The organism is Streptomyces sp. NBC_00250, from assembly GCF_036192275.1.
In the GTDB taxonomy this organism is placed as follows: Bacteria; Actinomycetota; Actinomycetes; order Streptomycetales; family Streptomycetaceae; genus Streptomyces.
The window spans coordinates 4279756-4295733 of the sequence record NZ_CP108088.1 but is presented as its reverse complement, the minus strand read 5'-3'; the positions used below and the strand labels follow the sequence as shown (position 1 = coordinate 4295733).

The window sequence follows — 15978 nt, the reverse complement described above, 5'->3', positions numbered from 1 at the left end:
AGCCCTATGACCGGATCTTCGAGTCACGGTCGCTTGCTGACCCGGGAACACCGACGTCGGAGTGGTGGTGGCATCGCAGGTTTGTTCCCTGACTGTGAGAAGCAGCGTGAGGAGGCGAGGTGCGGCTGCTTTGACCAGCCGCACCTCGCATACTCGTCAGGACTTCTTGATCTGTGGGATGCCGAGATCAGTGATGCGGGCAGTGCTGGGTGTCGTGGCCCGATCAAGGGCGGCCAGCTTCTTGCGTGCGGCTTGGAGGCTGACACGGAGGCCTTCGGCTTCGCCGAGCCATCCGTTGAGCTTGGCCTCGTCGATGCGGTCGCTCAGGCTTTTGATGATCTCGATGAGGCGTCTCCGCTGGCTGGGGTCCATGCGGAGCATGGGGCAGCGGACGCAGGCGTGTTCGTGCTTGCAGGGCGTCCCGTAAGGCCGTCCGCAAGTGCCCAGTTCGATCTTGCGTAGGGCGAAGTGTTGCTGGAACTCGCGCCACTCCTCGTCGGTGGGCTCGCGGTATTCGGCCTCGGGCCGCAGGGCGCGACGCTGGTCGAGGAAGGACCTGTAGGGGCGGATCAGGTCGTCTTGGAAGACCGCGAGGTATGCCTGGGTGGTGTTGAGGTCTTCGTGCCCCAGGAGACGGGCGGCGATGTGGACGGGCAGACCTCCGGTGACGGCTTCGGTGGCGAACATCCTGCGGAAGTCGTGAGGGGTGAACCTCAGTGGTTCGCCTGCTGCGTCCCGGAGTCCGGCCCGGTCGAGAGCGCGGTCAAGGAGGTCTTGGACGGTCCCGTGGCTGATGACCTCGGTGCGGTGGCCGCGGGCACGGCGCTGGAACAGGTGCGGGAGCATCGGGCCGAAGACGCGTTCGTGGCTGTCGTACTGGCTGACCAGGGGAATTCTGCCGCCGTTGGCGTTGCGGACGCGCGTGATGACGGTGGCAAGGACGCTGGCCAGTTCCGGGCTGACCAGCAGCAGCCGCTCCTGGTTGGTCTTCGAGGGAAGGATCTGGAGGAGTGGGACGAGTTCCCCGGTGTCGGTTAGCCGGTAGGAAACCAACGCGAGGTGGGTGATCTCCAGGAGCTCTTCGCGGCGGATGCCGGTATGCCGGAGGGTTTCGATGATTGCCCAGACCCAGAACGCTTCGAGCGCTGCCGACTGCGGCCAAGACGGGCGACCAAGAGACGGCTAGCGGCGAGGGAGGGGTGGCCTCTTGCGCATGGCCGGCCGACTGCCGGGCCTGAGGAGGGCGGGGCGCCGTACCCCCGCCGTCACGGATGACGAGAGCGTGAGGCGACCGCACCACCGGGAAGGGGCGGGCGGGGAGCAGCTGCTGCCGCGAAGTGGCAGAGGCCGGTGTGGTCGCTCCGCGTCGGTACCGGTCTCACCGTGGCTGATGAGTACGTCGTCCGACGCCAGGCCCGCACTCACTTCATGTACGTGCGGGTCGGCGGCAGCCGGGATGACAGCACGGGCTGGAAGCGGCTCGGACGACGGGGTGCGATTTTCAGCCAATTCACTTCCCCGGCTGAGGGGGAGATTTGAGGGGTCATACCCGGATTGTCCAGCACAGACAAGCGTCCTTGGCATATGACACAAAGGCTCTTCCGGACACCCCCGGCATATGCCGTGCGAATATTCGCAGCTCAGCTTGGTTCACCTGCGCTTTGGTTTTGCCATTCATGAATTGCTTCGGGGTGGCTAATTGCCATTGTCGGCGTCGTGCCGGATTGAGTGTCTGCCCGACTGGCCGATGTCCGCACGCTGTTAGGTTCGCTCGCGAAAAGAGTGGCCCCGCCCCAGTCTGGCGAGACGTGAGGGGGCGAGGCCTAGCCGACGCGAGCCCAACGGGCGCGCCGACAGTAAGGAGTCCTCTATGTCTAAGCTGGACGCACCTACCGAGCCTGAGCCTAGTGACCGCAACGCCAGCGTCAACACCCGATCTCTGGCCATGGTCTTGACGGCCATCGGAACCCTGCTCGTTGGAGTAGGGACGGTCGTCACCGCTTTTCGGTAGCGATACAGCAGCGCCGGACCGCAACCCCAGCAACCGGCCCCGTCCGATAGCGCCCCTCTAAGGCCTCGGAGCGGCCGGTATGACCGCCATTGACCGATCCGGCTAGAGCTACGGATCGGGAGGTGGCAGCCCAGGACCCGCCTGCCACTCACGTGCCAGACAGAGCGGGTAACGGCGGTCAACGACGGGTGCCACAGGGAGCCTCAGGGTTCGCTGTGGCGCCCGTATGCGCTGGTCAGAAGCCAAGCTCGGCTGGAAGATCGGTGATTCCCAAGCTCATGCCGCGATCGCGCATCAGACCTGCTCCCAGAGGTGCGTTGTACGGTCCGCGCCATGGCTGAGAGACCGACAACGAGCTGGCGCGAGGGCATAGGCCGTGAGGCCGAGCAACTGGCTGCCGGAACTCTGGATCCTGACTGCGCTTGCATGGCCGACTTGTATCCGGATGAGCTCCTGGTGGCGACCGATACTGTCCTCGACGCCTTCGACGCGGACGTGGCCGGGCTGGACAGCGCAGAGGATGTCAATGTTTTCGCCGTGGTCGAGCGCGTCGTCCTGGCCCTGAATGCCGTGGACGACATCCACTGCGGCTACGAGACGGACGAACGTGAGGCGCTGTGCGACTACATCGACACGACTCTGACTGAGCACGGCGTCGACGTGGTCGCGCTGACCGCCCGGCACGGGCTCGGGCGATATGAGCTCACGGACACGTGGCGCAACTGGTAGACACTCCTATCGACGGTTTCACCGTCGTGCCACACCCGTGCCAGATAGGGCGGGGACCCATGGTGAATGGGGTGCGGTCGGCGCCAGCGCAAAGGATCAGCGCAGCCCCAACCGTGCAGGTCAGGCACAAGGCCGCCCTCCCGCTCTTGTAAAGAGGTTGTGATCCCACCCGCTTTGGCTAGGCGGGGGCACCTACGACGGCCTGTTACCAGGATCAGCAGCTCTCGGCTGACACAGTCAGGGCCAGTCGGCCGGCAAGTCGACCGATGGACCCTGAGCCATGCGCCTCAGCGTGCTCCCGTGTGCGCCTTCCCAGCCCGCGAGGTTGTAGAGACGCTGCGAGGGTCCGTGCGGGCTCTTGGGAGGGAGAGGACGTGACCCAGCCGAAGTGTGGGGCTCCAAAGAAAGGCGGGGGTCGGTGTATGCGACTGGCTGTCGTGGGCAGCGGTCAGTGCTATCAGCATCAGGGAGCGTGGACTGCCCGCGCACAGGAGGATCGAAAGAAGAAGGAAGCTGAAGCGAAGAAGCAGGAGCTTCGGAAGAAGAAGCGGTCTTGGTGGTGACCGGCGGCTGACGTCCACGGCTGACATCAACGGCGGTGGATGCGGGAGGCCACAGGTGGTCGACAGCGGCAGGTGAGCCCTCGGCCGTTGGCTGCGTATGGTCGGTTCGATCGAACTTGTAAAGCGGGGGTCGTCGGTTCGAACCCGACAGGGGGCTCAACGAAAAGGGCCAGCGCAGGGGCATGTTTCCCCGGCGCTGGCCCTTTCGCATGATCACGGCCGTGCCACCTACGTGCCAGATGGCCCTTCCGGGCGGGCTTGGCGGGCCTGGCGGATCATCTCGCCGAGCTTCCCCGCGATGTGCTGATCACGGTCGCTCGTCATGTGCTGGTAGATCAGCGCGGCCCGGGTCGTGCTGTGCCCCTGCTCCTGCACGAGGTGAGCTGACGTGGATGTCGCCCTGTCCAGCACCCCCGACCTGGGGGACCCAACGAGGACCTCGCGATCGGCAGCGCCGAGTGCCTCGTGGTGCTGGACGGTACTGGGATGCCCAAGGGACTGCCCACCGGATGCATCCACGGCGTGGCTTGGTTCGTCCAGAGGCGGGGCAACTCGCTGCACAGAGAGGCCACCGAAAGCCGACGGAACCCGACTCACTGCCTCGCTACCGCCATTGAGCGGACGGCGGATCTTCACCGGGGGACCTGCGATGCGGACAGTCCGTTCTCCCCGTCAGCGATGGTCGCCGTACTTCGAGTGCAGGACGAGCAAGCCGAATGGCTCGTGCTGGGCGATGGCTCTCTCGTCCTCGACGAAGGGCAAAAGCCCCTAGTCGTCACTGATCAACGCCTCAAAGCGGTGGCTAGCGAGAAGCGAGCAGCCTTGCGCGCGGCCGAGCCGGGGCCACAGGAGGAACGGGCAACGCACACCTCGTTGGTCGAGGAAGAGCGGGCACTGGGCAACCGGCCGGGCGGGTTCTGGGTGGCCGCTGCGGAGCCCGAAGCTGCGGCCGAGGCTCTTACGGGCACCATCCCGATCACACACCTGAGACGAGCGGCGCTTCTCAAGGCACCCGCCGCGCGCGGCGCGGCGCGCGCGGCCCGTCGCCCGGGCCTGCGCTCCTGTCTCCGCCCCGCTCCAGCCCAGCCGCCGGCCCGCACGCCTGACAGCTCGGGTTGATGGGTGACGAACCGCGAAGCGGCCGAGGCAGTCCGCGAGTGCGGCTCAAGACGATGCCTCCGGCGGGGGCGCTCAGGCTCCGGGATGGAGGGGGCCGGTACACGGGTGCCGGCCGGTGGGGTGTGGCAGACGGGATGGGAGTTGGGGTGGCCGATGTCGGGCGATGGAGCCGTTCAGCACCTCATGTCAGTACCCCAAAGCAGAATGGACTTATGAGCGATGCAGCTTCGATTGCACTGATCACTGCGTTGTCAACGCTTGCCGGCGCTGGCATCACCAGTTGGCTCAGTTTGCTAACTAATCGTCACCAGTTCAGACACCAAGAGAGGTTGACGAACAAGGAGCGAGATGAGGCCAGGCGAGACCAATACCGCACAACACGCAAGGAAGCGTACGTACAGTTCATAAATCAGGCAGTGCGGACTGCACACGCGATAGGCGCGATGGTCAAGCCGGAAGCTCGAGTCTCCGAGGAGACTTACCTCAACGCCGCTACACAAGCTGATGAGAGACTGGCGGAGCTGTGGCCACTTCTGGCGCTGGTGACCATCGAAGGGCCGGCCGAGGTGGCCGACCTGGCAGACCAGGCCGCGAATGCTCTAATGGCCGAAGGTGCGAAGGCTGGCAAGTTCCATCGACACCCTGATTCGAAGGAAGAATTGATCGCAGCGTCACGCGCCCGTTGGCAAGCACAACGCGACTTCGCACGGGCTGCTCGGGACACCGTTGCCATCCCTGCGCAACCAGGCGAGAGCGAGTTGCTTGCACCGCCGCACTCCCCCGAACTTGCCGCTTAACATCACTTCCTGCAACGCGCCCTGACTGTGCCGACTGGAACGCGTATGTTCGCCGCGCCCAGGCAAGGAGTGGTGCGCGGCCGACGCTGGCAGGTGATCTCCTGGCCATCGACGAAGCCCGGCCGTCGGTTAGGTCCCGGACGAGTCTCCGGGCCACCCCCAGACAGGCCGGGGATGCAACCATTCCTTTCAGAGCTGGAACCCCCGGAAGCCGACCGCGCGCTTGAGACCATAGATGCCTGCACTGACAACCGCCCTGTCCCGTGATTGGCCGTTGCACGCTGAGTGTCTAACTGCGTGACAACGCCGACGAACAGCGGCGAACGAGCGCGAACGCCTGCGGACCATCCACGCAGGTGAGAGGCATGCCAGGCCAAGGCGGGGCCCTACCCCGAGTTGCTTCGGGACGAAGAGGTCGTGGGTTCAAATCCCGCCACCCCGACGCTGAAGTGCAAGGTCAGAGGCCGGTAGCAAATTTGCTACCGGCCTCTGACCTTGCTGGCCCCGGATCAGGTCGAACCCGTACACCACTCCCCTGGGCGCAACCGTTTCGACACCCCTTCCCAGCACCCCTTCAGTCGTCGTGCGAAACTCCCTCCCTGGTCAGAGGGAGGGGCAGGGGCGTGGAGAAATCCGAGGCGAAGCAGTTGCTGGAACGGGCTCGCGAGATGTGGGATGCGGAGGAGTGGCTGCGTTCCGCCGAGCTGTACGAGCAGGTCCTTGCTCACTATCCGGACGAGGGTCCCAGCGCGGAGTGGTGGTACGACGCAGCACTGGCGTACAAGTTTCTGCGTAACTGGGCAAAGGCCTACGAACTCGGCCGTGAGGCTGCTGCCCGCTCGCCGCGCGGCGAGCAGGACCCGGCGTTTTGGAACCTGGGGGTCGCTGCCACGATCCAGCGTGACTGGTCGACCGCCCGTGACGCTTGGGAGGGTTTCGGGATTCCGATGCCAGAGGGCGAGGGGGAGATCAACGGCGCCTTCGGCCCGGCGTGCGTACGGCTGGACACGGGCGGCGAGCGCGAGGTGGTCTGGATCCAGCGGCTCTGCCCGACGCGAGGACGCGTGATGAACGTTCCTGCCGCGAAAGGCCGGCGCTTCGGGGAGATCGTTGTGCACGATGGGGAGCCGACCGGCGAGCGGACGTACAACGGCCAGAGAGTCGCTGTCTTCGACGAATTGCTGCTCTTCGAGGCCTCTCCGCTGCCGACGCTGCATGCGACCGTAGACGCAGCGGATGCATCCGACGTCGACGCCTTGGTGGCTTCATTCTTCGCGCAGGACTTCGGTGCCGAGCCGGCGAGCAGCTGCCACATGCTGTGCGCATGCTGCAGCGAGGGGCGGGTCGACTGGGATGAGGCGAGCGTGCCGACACATGGTGGCTCACAGACTGTCTGGCTGGCCGCCCCTGAGACCGAGGCCCGGCAGCTACTGGATGCGTGGGCGATGGCCGGCGAACGCAGCTGGAACGGACTGGAGCTCTTTGGTTGAGCCCCGGGAGTGATGGGAAGGCCGAGGTCAGCCCGTACCGCTGTCCCTGCTGCGGCTTCCTGACGCTCGATGAGCGTGGCAGCTTCGACATCTGTCCTGTGTGCTTCTGGGAGGACGACGGACAGGACGACCACGACGCCGACCAGGTTCGAGGTGGTCCGAACGGTCGACTGAGCCTCACGGAGGCACGTCAGAACTTCCAGGCCATGGGAGCCTGCGACGAGCGGTGTGCCGCATTCGTACGCGATCCTCTGCCGCACGAACACCCAGCGGTCTGACATCACCGGCTGACATCAACGTCGCCAGACTGCCCCGCATCTCGGCGTCCTGGACTGGATGCCGAACCGGTCGGCAAGCAGATGTCCGAGCAGCTCGCACGGCCCAGGGAGCGAACATGTAAAGCGGGGGTCGTCGGTTCGAACCCGACAGGGGGCTCCAGGCAGGACATGCGAAGACCCCCGACCGATCTTGGTCGGGGGTCTTCGGCATTTGGCGTCGCGATCCTGTTCTCGGCGTTTTGCTGCGGCGAGTCGGCCGGGTCAGGGCCAAGACCAGGCCGTTGGTCAGCACGAAGTACGCCGGATGCACCCAGCCCTCCTCCTTCGACAGGAGGCCCGGCCCCTCTTCGCGGTACAAGTGGCGCCTGAGGCGTTCGTAGGCTGGACCGCCGGCTACGAGGAGCAAGGGGGCGGTGAGCACGGCACCGACCCAGATGCCGCACCGAAGGGCGAGTTGAGAGCGTCCGGCTATGCGCACAGGGTGAAGTATGGGCCCGCGGTGCTCGGCCGAGTCCGTCGGTTCCGACATCCACGGCTGACATCGACGACGTCGGACCGATGTCGTCCCCGCGGCCCCGCCACCCTCTGCGAGATTCTCCACGAGGTCCCGATCGACCCGCCGGGCGGACTGGACCCCGACCCATGGCTGCCCGTACTCGCCCACGGGCCGGCTGGCATCATCCTCGGACGACCGCTGGTCACAGCGGTGCTCAGGGGAGGGGATCGGTTGTGGTTGTGGGTATCGCGCTGTTCGTACTGGGACTGGCGGGCGTGGCGTGGGGGGCGATGTTCCTCTTCAACGTGCGAGGCGCGGCGGACAAGGCAGTCGAGCGGCGCAACGCCGTCAGGGCTGTGACCGCAGCGCGGACGCTGGACATGAGCCTTACGGAGCCGTCGCGATTCGGTGCCTGGTTCTTCCGGCTCGCGGGTGGCATCGTCTTTCTCGGCTCACCCGTGGTCGCGCTCGCCGGCCTCGCCATCGCGACCCTCGAATGACAGCTTGATCGGCAGGTTCAGCCGCTGCGGCCGTCGTGCTGATCCGGGGCAGGGCCGGCGTGCAGGCGCCGGGTCGGTGCTCCCACGTCACCCTGTTCCACTGAGAGATGGTGAGGCTGCATCTCGTACCCGAAGCAGGGTGACGACGGCTGCCTCGATGGGGTCGATGTCCGGGGCGCCATCGCTTGAGGTCTCGACTTCGACGATGGCGTCGGCTTCCGCAGGCGGAGCGAAGATCGACGGCTTCATCTCGCCTCGCTGGAACTGAGCGGCGAGCTGTCGGTCGACTGCCCCGCCTCTGGCCGCGCGGGCGCGGAGGCGCTCGGCGATCACCGAGTCGCGGGCCACGACGTGAACTGCGAGCACCTGGGCGTCACATGCGCGGAGTGTGTCCAGCAGCTTGCGCGACAAGACGGAGGATTCCACGACGAAGCTCAGCCCTGAGGAGGCGAGGAGCCGGGCCGTGTCGACCATGACGGACTCGGCGCGGAGGCTCAGTGGGCCGCCGGCGATGTGGAAGTCCGGGGTGAGCTGAACACCATCGTCCTCGGCCACGGAAGCGGAGGACAGCCCGAGGCCGGCCTTGATCTCGTCCCGGGTCAGGAACGGCACCCCTAGGTGGCGCGCCGTCGCTCCGGCGACGGTGGTCTTTCCGGCCCCCGGGGACCCGCATACGGCGACCACCAACGGCCGTTCACACCTCGACATCCACTGATCCTGTCGGGTCCCGACGCCGGTGTCCACCAGTCGATCATGAACGGCCGGGCGGTCCTCCGTGTCCTCACCCGGCTTGGCCCGCTCGTGAAGGTTCGCCACCCACAGGGGGTTTCGGCCCCTGTGGGTGGCGTCGGCGGCGGTGCCGGCCTCAGCTGCTCCCCGGCCGGGCTACGTCAGCCAGGCCAGCAAGGCCTGCCGCTCTTCTTCTTCGAGGGCCACGACGCTCTCGATCCGCTTGACGATGAAGGTGGAGTAGATGCCCTTGATCTGATCCGTCGTCAGAGGGCCGCGTAGATTCTTGGAGAAGAGAAGGGCCTTCGCGATGTAGTCCAGATGGGGCCTCGAAACGGAAGGGAGCGTGGAGTCGAGCTGACGTGCTCGACGAGTCAAGTCGTTGACCCGGGAGAGTTCCGTGATCGACTCGGTCCAGTCGGCTTCCTCGGATGCGCGAGCCAGCCTCTCGTAGGCGGCGTCGAGCTGCTCTTCGCTGACGAGCGGGAAGTTCTTGTCGATCTCTTTGAGGGTGCGTGCCGCCCGTGGAATGTTCGTGGGTGCGATCGAACCCGCCGCGGCCGATGCCACGAAATCGGCGGGCATGACGTAGGCCGGCGGCCGATCCGTGATCGTCACTCCGCGCGACGATGCCCGGACGAGTGATTTGAACGAATGGAATCCGAACCAGCCCTGGCTGACCTCCTGCCCGAATTCGCGCTGGAGCTCCCAGGCCAGGCTCGCGAGATCGATCGGGCGATTCAGGTTGTCCAGGCGTTCCCGCAGGTACCGCGTGGCGGCCTCCTGCGATCCCGCCTCGCTTCTGGCTTCTGCCGGGATCTCTTCCGGGACCAGCTGCAATGCTATCGATGCGGCTTCCGTGGGCTCGTCGATGGCCGCGACGGAGAGTCGATCCAACTCTTCTCGCAAGTCCTGCGCGATGTCGTCCACCGCGGCGAGCAGGTCGGCCATCCGCCTGCTGAGCGTTCGCACCAGTACGGGCGGCTCGCTGCCCGGCTTGTAGGTGTCCTCGTGCGTCAGTTCTCCCCAGCCGTCCTGCAGGAGGGTCCTGACCTGCAATTCGCACGTCACGAGGTGCCAGTCGACGCTCAGGGGAATCGCGGTCAGCAGGTTGACGTGGACCGCGCGGTAGCCGCTGGGCTTGGGGTCGTCGGAGTAGTTCTTCCAGGAGTCGGCCTCCTGGGTGAGGACGGATTCGAAGGTCCCGTCGGCGACCGGAAGGGCCTCGACCAGCCTCATCACCCGGATGACGTCCGATTGGTTGTTGCACGTGATGCGGAGTCCGACGAGATCGTCGATGATCTGTGGAATCTCGTCCAAGCGGTTGATCGAATCGCGGTACTTCGGCAGGTTGAGCTTTCTCCATGTCCGAGCCTTGCTCTTGACTCGCCTGCCGGTGATCCTGACGCGAGCGCCCTCCATCTCGCTGAGTTTGTCTTCCAGGTATTCGGATAACGCTCGTGCGGCAGCGTCCTTGGCGGTGTCGAGGTACTTCCTCTTGTGTGCGTCGTACCAGTCGCTGAATTCTTGATAGGAAAAGGGAAGCTCATTCGGCAATTTACGCCTCCTGGGTGGGGACATGTCTGAATGGGGCGATCGCTCAGAACGACGACGGACGTGAGGCCAGGGGTGATGCTTCGCCTCCAGGGCGCCGTGGAGGCGCTGTGCCGCGTGGCGGCCACGGCGTGCGGCACAGACCGCGCCCGCCGCCCTGGCGGTCGTCGTCGCTCCCGCCGGCGGTGAGCGGTTCAGCCGCTCCTACTTGGTCCATGGGGGCCCCCAGCTCGGTTGCCGTCTGCCGTCTGCCGTCTGCCGTCTGCTGCCTCTGACCTCGCGTGAGCTCAGGTGGACAGCGTCTTACACGCACCTTGCGGCATCAACAGGGCCTTGGTCCGGCGTTCTTGTGTTCCGGGGCTTGTCGGTCCGCGACACTTGTTCGTCACGGGGGTTTGTCGGTGGCGTGGGGTGTTGTCGGGGAGGGTGTGGCGGATGAGTCGGCGGGCCGGGGGGCCTATCGGGGTGTGGGCCGAGCAGCAGCGGGTGGCTCAGCGGCAGCGGGAGGGGCAGCATCAGGCCGTGCTGCGGCAGCAGCGGGACGCCGAGCGCGTGCAGCGGGCTCACGAGCGGGATGTCGCCCGGATGCAGCGGGAGCAGCGGGCCGCCTATCGGCAGCAGCGGGACGCCGATGCTCTGCGGCGTACCCAGGAGTTGGACGCTCGGGTGCGGGTGTTGGAGGGCTTGCTGGCCGCCGGGTGTCGGGCGCCCGCCTTCAGCGTCGAGGCCTTGCGGCGCGGGGAGGACGTCGAGCCGTTCTCGCCCGGGCCCTTGGGCGAGCCCGTACCCATGCCGGATCAGCGGTTCTATCAGCCCGAGGCCGCCTGGACGGCTTCCGGGCGTGCCCAGGCCGAGCGGGACGCGCGCGCCCGGTTCGAGCGGGACTGGTACGCGGCTCAGGCCGCCGAGGCCCGGCGGGTCGAGCAGTTGGCCGCCTACCGGAGGGCGTACGACGAGTGGGCCGCGGACCGGCTTGCCGAGATTCGTGCGCACAACAGTGGGGTCGCCGGGACCGAGGCCGCCCTCACGAGCGGGGATCCCGAGACCGTCGTCGAGTTCTTCTCGGCCGTGCTCTTCTCCTCCGCCGGGTGGCCCGAGGGCTTTCCCCGCGAGGTGTCCGCCGCCTACGACCGGGGCGGGCGCGGCCTCGTTCTCGACTGGGACCTGCCCGGGTACGACATCGTGCCCGAGGCCAAGGGCGTCAAATACCTGCCCAGTACCGATCAGGAGAAGGAAGTCCCCCGGCCCGTCACCCAGCGGCGGGCCCTCTACCGGGACGTGCTCGCGCAGAGCGTGCTTCTCGTCGTACGGGAGCTTTTCGCCGCCGATCGGTTCGGTGCCCTGGGGAGGGTTGCGCTCAACGGGTACGTGGGGGGCGTCGATCCCGCCACCGGGCTGGCCTCGCGGGTGTGCGTCGCCTCCGTGGTCGTGGAGCGGGGCGGCTTCGAGCGGCTGAACCTGGAGTTCGTCGGCGCTGTGGAGTGCCTGACCGGCGCGCTTTCCGGGAAGCTGTCCGCCAAGCCCGACGAGCGGGTCGCCGTCGCGCCGCTGCTGACCCCTGAGCAGGTCGGGGCCGACGTCGTCGTGCAGGGGGACGGGGAGGAGCCCGATCTGCTCGCCATGGATCCCATCGCTTTCGAGGGGCTCGTCGCCGAGCTCTTCCGTGCGCGGGGGCTTCAGGCCGTCACCACCCGTCGGTCCAACGACGGTGGCGTGGACGTCGAGGCCCTCGACCCCGATCCCATCAGCGGCGGATCCATCCTCGTCCAGGTCAAGCGGTACCGGAACACGGTCCCTCCCTCCGCCGTACGCGACCTCTTCGGGACCGTGCAGGGCGCCGGTGCCAACAAGGGTGTTCTCGTCACCACTTCAGGGTTCGGGCCCGGCTCCTACACCTTCGCCAACGGCAAGCCGCTGACCCTCATCTCCGGGACGGAGCTCGTCGATCTGCTGCATCAGCACGGGCTCCGGGGGCGGTTGGGACCCGCGGCGACACCCGCGCCCGCTCCCGTCGGACCCACGGCCGAGGCCGACGACGACTTCAACCTGCTCGGGATGGACTGGGCCGGGTCCGCCTCGCTCGACGTCTGCGCGCTCGTCTGCTCCGGTCAGCGGGTTCTCGGCGACGAGTGGTTCGTCTTCTTCAACAACCCCTCCACACCCGACGGTTCCGTCGCCATGGTCGCCACCCCGCCCGGCGACCGGGCCGCCGTCCGCGTCGGCTTCGACGCGTTGCCGGCGTCCGCCGACCGGCTCGTGCTCGTCGCAGCCGTCGACCCCGAGGTGAATCCGGACGCCGATCTCGGCGGGTTCACCGACGCCGGCATCCGGCTGCGCGACGACTCCGGCACCGAGCTCGACCGGCTCGTCGTCTCCGACGGGCGGCCCGGTGAGACCGCGCTCGTCCTCGGGTCCTTCCGTCGGCGCGCCGGCGGCGACTGGGACTTCGTCCTGGGCGGCAAGGGGTATCAGGGCGGGCTGGAGGAGCTCGTCGGGGACTTCGGTATCGAAGTGGAGTGAGCCGACAGAGGGAGAGGGAGGGGAGCGTCCCGCGCTCCCCTCCCTCCCGCCGGCAGCCGACGAGGCTCCTCCCGCCGGCAGCCGACGAGGTTCCTGCCGCCGGCAGTCGCCGAGGTTCCTGCCGCCGGCAGTCGCCGAGGTCCCTCCCGTCAGCGGCCTCCGAGGTTCCTGCCGTCAGCGGCCGCTCAGGCGGTTCGCCAGGACCGCCACCCTGTCCGTCTTCGCCGCGTGGCCCGTCGCCTCGCGGCGGTCCGCGCCCCGGAAGGCCGCGTACATCGTCTGGACTCCCAGCCAGCGCAGCGGCTCCGGTTCCCACTTGCGGACCTTGTGGTTCACCCAGGGGAGGGCGGTGAGGTCGGTCGGGCCCGACTGGCCCGAGTCCTGCTGGATGAGGTCGCGGAGCGTGCGGGCCGCGAGGTTGGCCGTGGCGACGCCCGAGCCCACGTAGCCGCCTGCCCAGCCCAGGCCCGTCGAGCGGTCCAGGGTGACCGTGGCGCACCAGTCGCGCGGGACGCCGAGGACGCCGGACCAGGCGTGGTCCACCCGTACCCCTGCCAGCTGGGGGAAGAAGCGGACCAGGACGTCGCGGAGGGCCTCGATCGTCTGCGGCTGGGTGCGACCGTCGTTGTCGGTCCTCGAGCCGAAGCGGTAAGGGACTCCCCGGCCGCCGAGTGCGATGCGGCCGTCGGCGGTGCGCTGGGCGTACATGTAGGCGTGCGCCATGTCGCCGAGGGTCTCGCGGCCGTCCCAGCCGATCGACTCCCACTGGGCGTCGGTGAGCGGCTCGGTGGCGATCATCGAGGAGTTCATCGGCAGCCAGGTGCGGCGCTGGCCCGCGAGGGAGGCCGTGAAGCCCTCGGTGCAGCGCAGGATGTACGGGGCGCGGACGGTGCCGTACGGGGTGACCGCGTGCTTCGGTTCGATCTCGGTGACCGGGGTCGACTCGTGGATCGTGACGCCGAGTGCCTCGACGGCCGCCGCGAGGCCCTTCACCAGCTTCACCGGGTGCAGGCGCGCGCCGTGCGGGGTCCAGGAGGAGCCGACGGCGCCGGTGACGCGGATGCGGTCGGCGGTCTCGCGGGCTCCGTACAGGACCCGGTCGGTCTCGCCGAAGGCGATCTCGGCGGCGTGGAATTCCTTGAGGCGGGCGAGCTGGGCGGGGGAGAGGGCGACTTCCAGGACGCCGCCGCGGTGCTGGTCGGCCTCGATCTTCTCGGTCTCGCAGACGTCGAGGACCTCGCCGACGGTGTCGTTCATCGCCTGCTGGAGGCGGACGGCGGCCTCGTGGCCGTGGAGCTTGGCGTAGCGGTCGCGGCCGGCGATGCCGTTGTAGAGCCAGCCGCCGTTGCGGCCGGAGGCCCCGTACCCGCAGAACTTCGCTTCGAGGACGGTGATGTTGAGGAAGGGGACGGCCTTCTTGAGGTAGTAGGCGGTCCACAGGCCGGTGTAGCCGCCGCCGACGATGCAGACGTCGGCAGTGGTGTCGCCGGGGAGCGGTTCGCAGGGATCGGGGGCGCCGTCCTGCGCGTACCAGAACGAGATGCCGCCGTTGACCGTACTCATGTGTATCCCTCTTCCGGGTGCGTGGGCGGGAGGTTACCGGGGGCCCCGGCCCTGTGGATACGGGTGCTTCGGCGGCAGGGCGGGGAGGCGCTGTACGACGCGGCTCGAATCTCGAAGGCGCCGCGCGCCGCCGCTGTCTAGGGTCGTGGGGTGATTCACGTACCCGAGGAACTCGCGGCGTCGCAGGCGAAGTACAACGGTGAGGCGGGGCGGGCGTTCATCGCCGCGCTGCCGGAGCGGGCCGAGGAGTTCCTCGACCGGTGGGGGCTGCGGGTCACGGGGCCCTCCATGTACGGGGTGGCCTCCCTGGTCCTGCCCGTCGAGCGGGTCGCGGACGGCACGCGGGCCGCGCTCAAGATGCAGATCCTCGACGACGAGACCGAGGGGGAGCCCGTCGGTCTGCGCACGTGGGGCGGGGACGGTGTGGTGCGGCTCCTCGACCACGACGCCGGTACGGGCACGATGCTCCTGGAGCGGCTCGACGAGGCCCGGCCGCTGACCTCCCACGGCGACACGCGGGAGGCGCTCGGCGTCGTGGCGGGACTGCTCGCCCGGCTGACGGCGGTCCCCGCGCCGGAGGGGCTGCGTCGGCTCGGCGACATCGCGGCCGGGATGCTCGCGGACGTGCCGGACGCGGTCGCACGCCTCGGCGCGGACGACGCGGCGGTGCTGCGTGACTGTGCGGCGGCCGTACGGGAGGTGGCGGGCGAAGCGGGCGACCGGCTCCTCCACTGGGACCTGCACCTGGGCAATGTCCTCGCGGCCGGGCGCGAACCGTGGCTGGCGATCGACCCCAAGCCGCTCGCCGGCGACCCGGGCTTCGACCTGCTGCCGGCCCTGATGGACCGCTTCGATCCCGACGACTTCCTGTGGCGGTTCGACCTCCTCGCCGAGGTCGTCGGCGACCGGGGGAGGGCGGTGGCGTGGACGCTGGGGCGGGTGCTGCAGAACGGGCTGTGGGACGTGGAGGACGGGGAACCGGGTCTGGACGCGGAGCAGGTGGAGGTGGCGCGGATCCTGCGGGCGGCGCGGGGGTGAGGGGTCCGGCCCGGTGAATCCTCTTGGCGAGGACCGGTCCGCGCGGGGGTGAGGGGTCCGGCCGGTGAAACCTCCTGGCCAGGACCGGTCCGCGCGGGGCAGGCTGGCCCCATGATCCGTACAGCCACGCCTGCCGACGTCCCCGTCATCCACTCCCTCGTCCGTGACCTCGCGGAGTACGAGAAGGCCCTCGACGAGGTCCGTACGACTCCGGAGCAGCTCCACGAGGCCCTCTTCGGCGCCCGCCCCGCCGCCTTCGCGCACGTCGCCGAGACCGAGGCGGGCGAGGTCGTCGGCTTCGCGATCTGGTTCCTCAACTTCTCGACCTGGCGCGGGGTCCACGGCATCTACCTGGAGGACCTGTACGTCCGTCCGGAGGTGCGCGGCGGCGGCCACGGCAAGGCGCTGCTCACCGAACTGGCCCGGATCTGCGTCGAGCGCGGGTACGAGCGCCTGGAGTGGTCCGTACTGAACTGGAACAAGCCGTCGATCGACTTCTACGCGTCCCTCGGCGCCCGCCCGCAGGACGAGTGGACCGTGTACCGGCTGACGGACGGGGCGCTGGCGGAGCTGGGTGGGGCGGGGGTGTAG

Annotated in this window: 13 protein-coding genes; 8 read left to right on the top strand and 5 right to left on the bottom strand. The window is 68.2% G+C overall.

What is annotated here, in order from left to right; translation table 11 throughout:
* Window positions 1-156: 156 nt before the first annotated feature.
* Window positions 157-1116: a tyrosine-type recombinase/integrase gene (locus OG259_RS19305; RefSeq protein ID WP_328947124.1), complete on the bottom strand. Its 960-nt coding sequence runs from the start codon at window positions 1114-1116 to the stop codon at window positions 157-159.
* Window positions 1117-2344: 1228 nt separating this feature from the next.
* Between OG259_RS19305 and OG259_RS19300 the strand changes: the two genes are divergently transcribed.
* Window positions 2345-2740, top strand: coding sequence for a hypothetical protein (locus tag OG259_RS19300; protein ID WP_328943409.1), 396 nt, complete (start codon window positions 2345-2347; stop codon window positions 2738-2740).
* Window positions 2741-3531: 791 nt separating this feature from the next.
* Here the strand turns inward: OG259_RS19300 and OG259_RS19295 are convergent.
* Window positions 3532-3678: an integrase gene (locus OG259_RS19295; RefSeq protein WP_328943408.1), complete on the bottom strand. Its 147-nt coding sequence runs from the start codon at window positions 3676-3678 to the stop codon at window positions 3532-3534.
* Between the two features lie 956 nt (window positions 3679-4634).
* Between OG259_RS19295 and OG259_RS19290 the strand changes: the two genes are divergently transcribed.
* The 4 genes from OG259_RS19290 to OG259_RS19275 all read left to right on the top strand — a co-directional run bounded on the left by OG259_RS19290 (window position 4635) and on the right by OG259_RS19275 (window position 7983).
* Window positions 4635-5219: a hypothetical protein gene (locus OG259_RS19290; RefSeq protein ID WP_328943407.1), complete on the top strand. Its 585-nt coding sequence runs from the start codon at window positions 4635-4637 to the stop codon at window positions 5217-5219.
* Between the two features lie 623 nt (window positions 5220-5842).
* Window positions 5843-6709: a tetratricopeptide repeat protein gene (locus OG259_RS19285; protein WP_328943406.1), complete on the top strand. Its 867-nt coding sequence runs from the start codon at window positions 5843-5845 to the stop codon at window positions 6707-6709.
* Window positions 6658-6987 (top strand): CPCC family cysteine-rich protein, encoded by a 330-nt coding sequence (locus OG259_RS19280; protein ID WP_328943405.1) that lies wholly within the window; start codon window positions 6658-6660, stop codon window positions 6985-6987. Before OG259_RS19285 ends, OG259_RS19280 begins: the two co-directional genes overlap by 52 nt.
* 735 nt (window positions 6988-7722) lie before the next feature.
* Window positions 7723-7983, top strand: coding sequence for a hypothetical protein (locus tag OG259_RS19275; protein WP_328943404.1), 261 nt, complete (start codon window positions 7723-7725; stop codon window positions 7981-7983).
* An 87-nt stretch (window positions 7984-8070) separates the two neighbouring features.
* Here the strand turns inward: OG259_RS19275 and OG259_RS19270 are convergent, their stop codons facing one another.
* The gene (locus OG259_RS19270) at window positions 8071-8799 is read right to left on the bottom strand and encodes an AAA family ATPase (RefSeq protein WP_328943403.1); all 729 of its coding nucleotides are present in this window, start codon (window positions 8797-8799) and stop codon (window positions 8071-8073) included.
* Window positions 8800-8868: 69 nt separating this feature from the next.
* Window positions 8869-10269 carry a hypothetical protein gene (locus OG259_RS19265; RefSeq protein WP_328943402.1) on the bottom strand — a complete coding sequence of 467 codons (1401 nt, stop codon included), beginning with the start codon at window positions 10267-10269 and terminating at the stop codon, window positions 8869-8871.
* Window positions 10270-10701: 432 nt separating this feature from the next.
* On the opposite strand from OG259_RS19265, the gene OG259_RS19260 reads away from it, so the two are divergent.
* The gene (locus OG259_RS19260; protein WP_328943401.1) at window positions 10702-12786 is read left to right on the top strand and encodes a restriction endonuclease; all 2085 of its coding nucleotides are present in this window, start codon (window positions 10702-10704) and stop codon (window positions 12784-12786) included.
* A gap of 174 nt (window positions 12787-12960) precedes the next feature.
* Here the strand turns inward: OG259_RS19260 and OG259_RS19255 are convergent, their stop codons facing one another.
* Window positions 12961-14349 carry an NAD(P)/FAD-dependent oxidoreductase gene (locus OG259_RS19255; RefSeq protein WP_328943400.1) on the bottom strand — a complete coding sequence of 463 codons (1389 nt, stop codon included), beginning with the start codon at window positions 14347-14349 and terminating at the stop codon, window positions 12961-12963.
* A gap of 150 nt (window positions 14350-14499) precedes the next feature.
* Between OG259_RS19255 and OG259_RS19250 the strand changes: the two genes are divergently transcribed.
* Complete coding sequence (locus tag OG259_RS19250) at window positions 14500-15387, top strand: aminoglycoside phosphotransferase family protein (RefSeq protein ID WP_328943399.1); 888 nt, start codon at window positions 14500-14502, stop codon at window positions 15385-15387.
* Window positions 15388-15498: 111 nt separating this feature from the next.
* Entirely contained in the window at window positions 15499-15978 is a 480-nt protein-coding gene (locus OG259_RS19245) for a GNAT family N-acetyltransferase (RefSeq protein WP_328943398.1), read from the top strand.

Bases quoted from the DNA above. Each gene is read 5' to 3' on its own strand.
- OG259_RS19255 (WP_328943400.1), bottom strand. From the start codon at position 14,349: ATGAGTACGGTCAACGGCGGCATCTCGTTCTGGTACGCGCAGGACGGC.
- OG259_RS19290 (WP_328943407.1), top strand. From the start codon at position 4,635: ATGAGCGATGCAGCTTCGATTGCACTGATCACTGCGTTGTCAACGCTT.
- OG259_RS19245 (WP_328943398.1), top strand. From the start codon at position 15,499: ATGATCCGTACAGCCACGCCTGCCGACGTCCCCGTCATCCACTCCCTC.
- OG259_RS19260 (WP_328943401.1), top strand. From the start codon at position 10,702: ATGAGTCGGCGGGCCGGGGGGCCTATCGGGGTGTGGGCCGAGCAGCAG.
- OG259_RS19300 (WP_328943409.1), top strand. From the start codon at position 2,345: ATGGCTGAGAGACCGACAACGAGCTGGCGCGAGGGCATAGGCCGTGAG.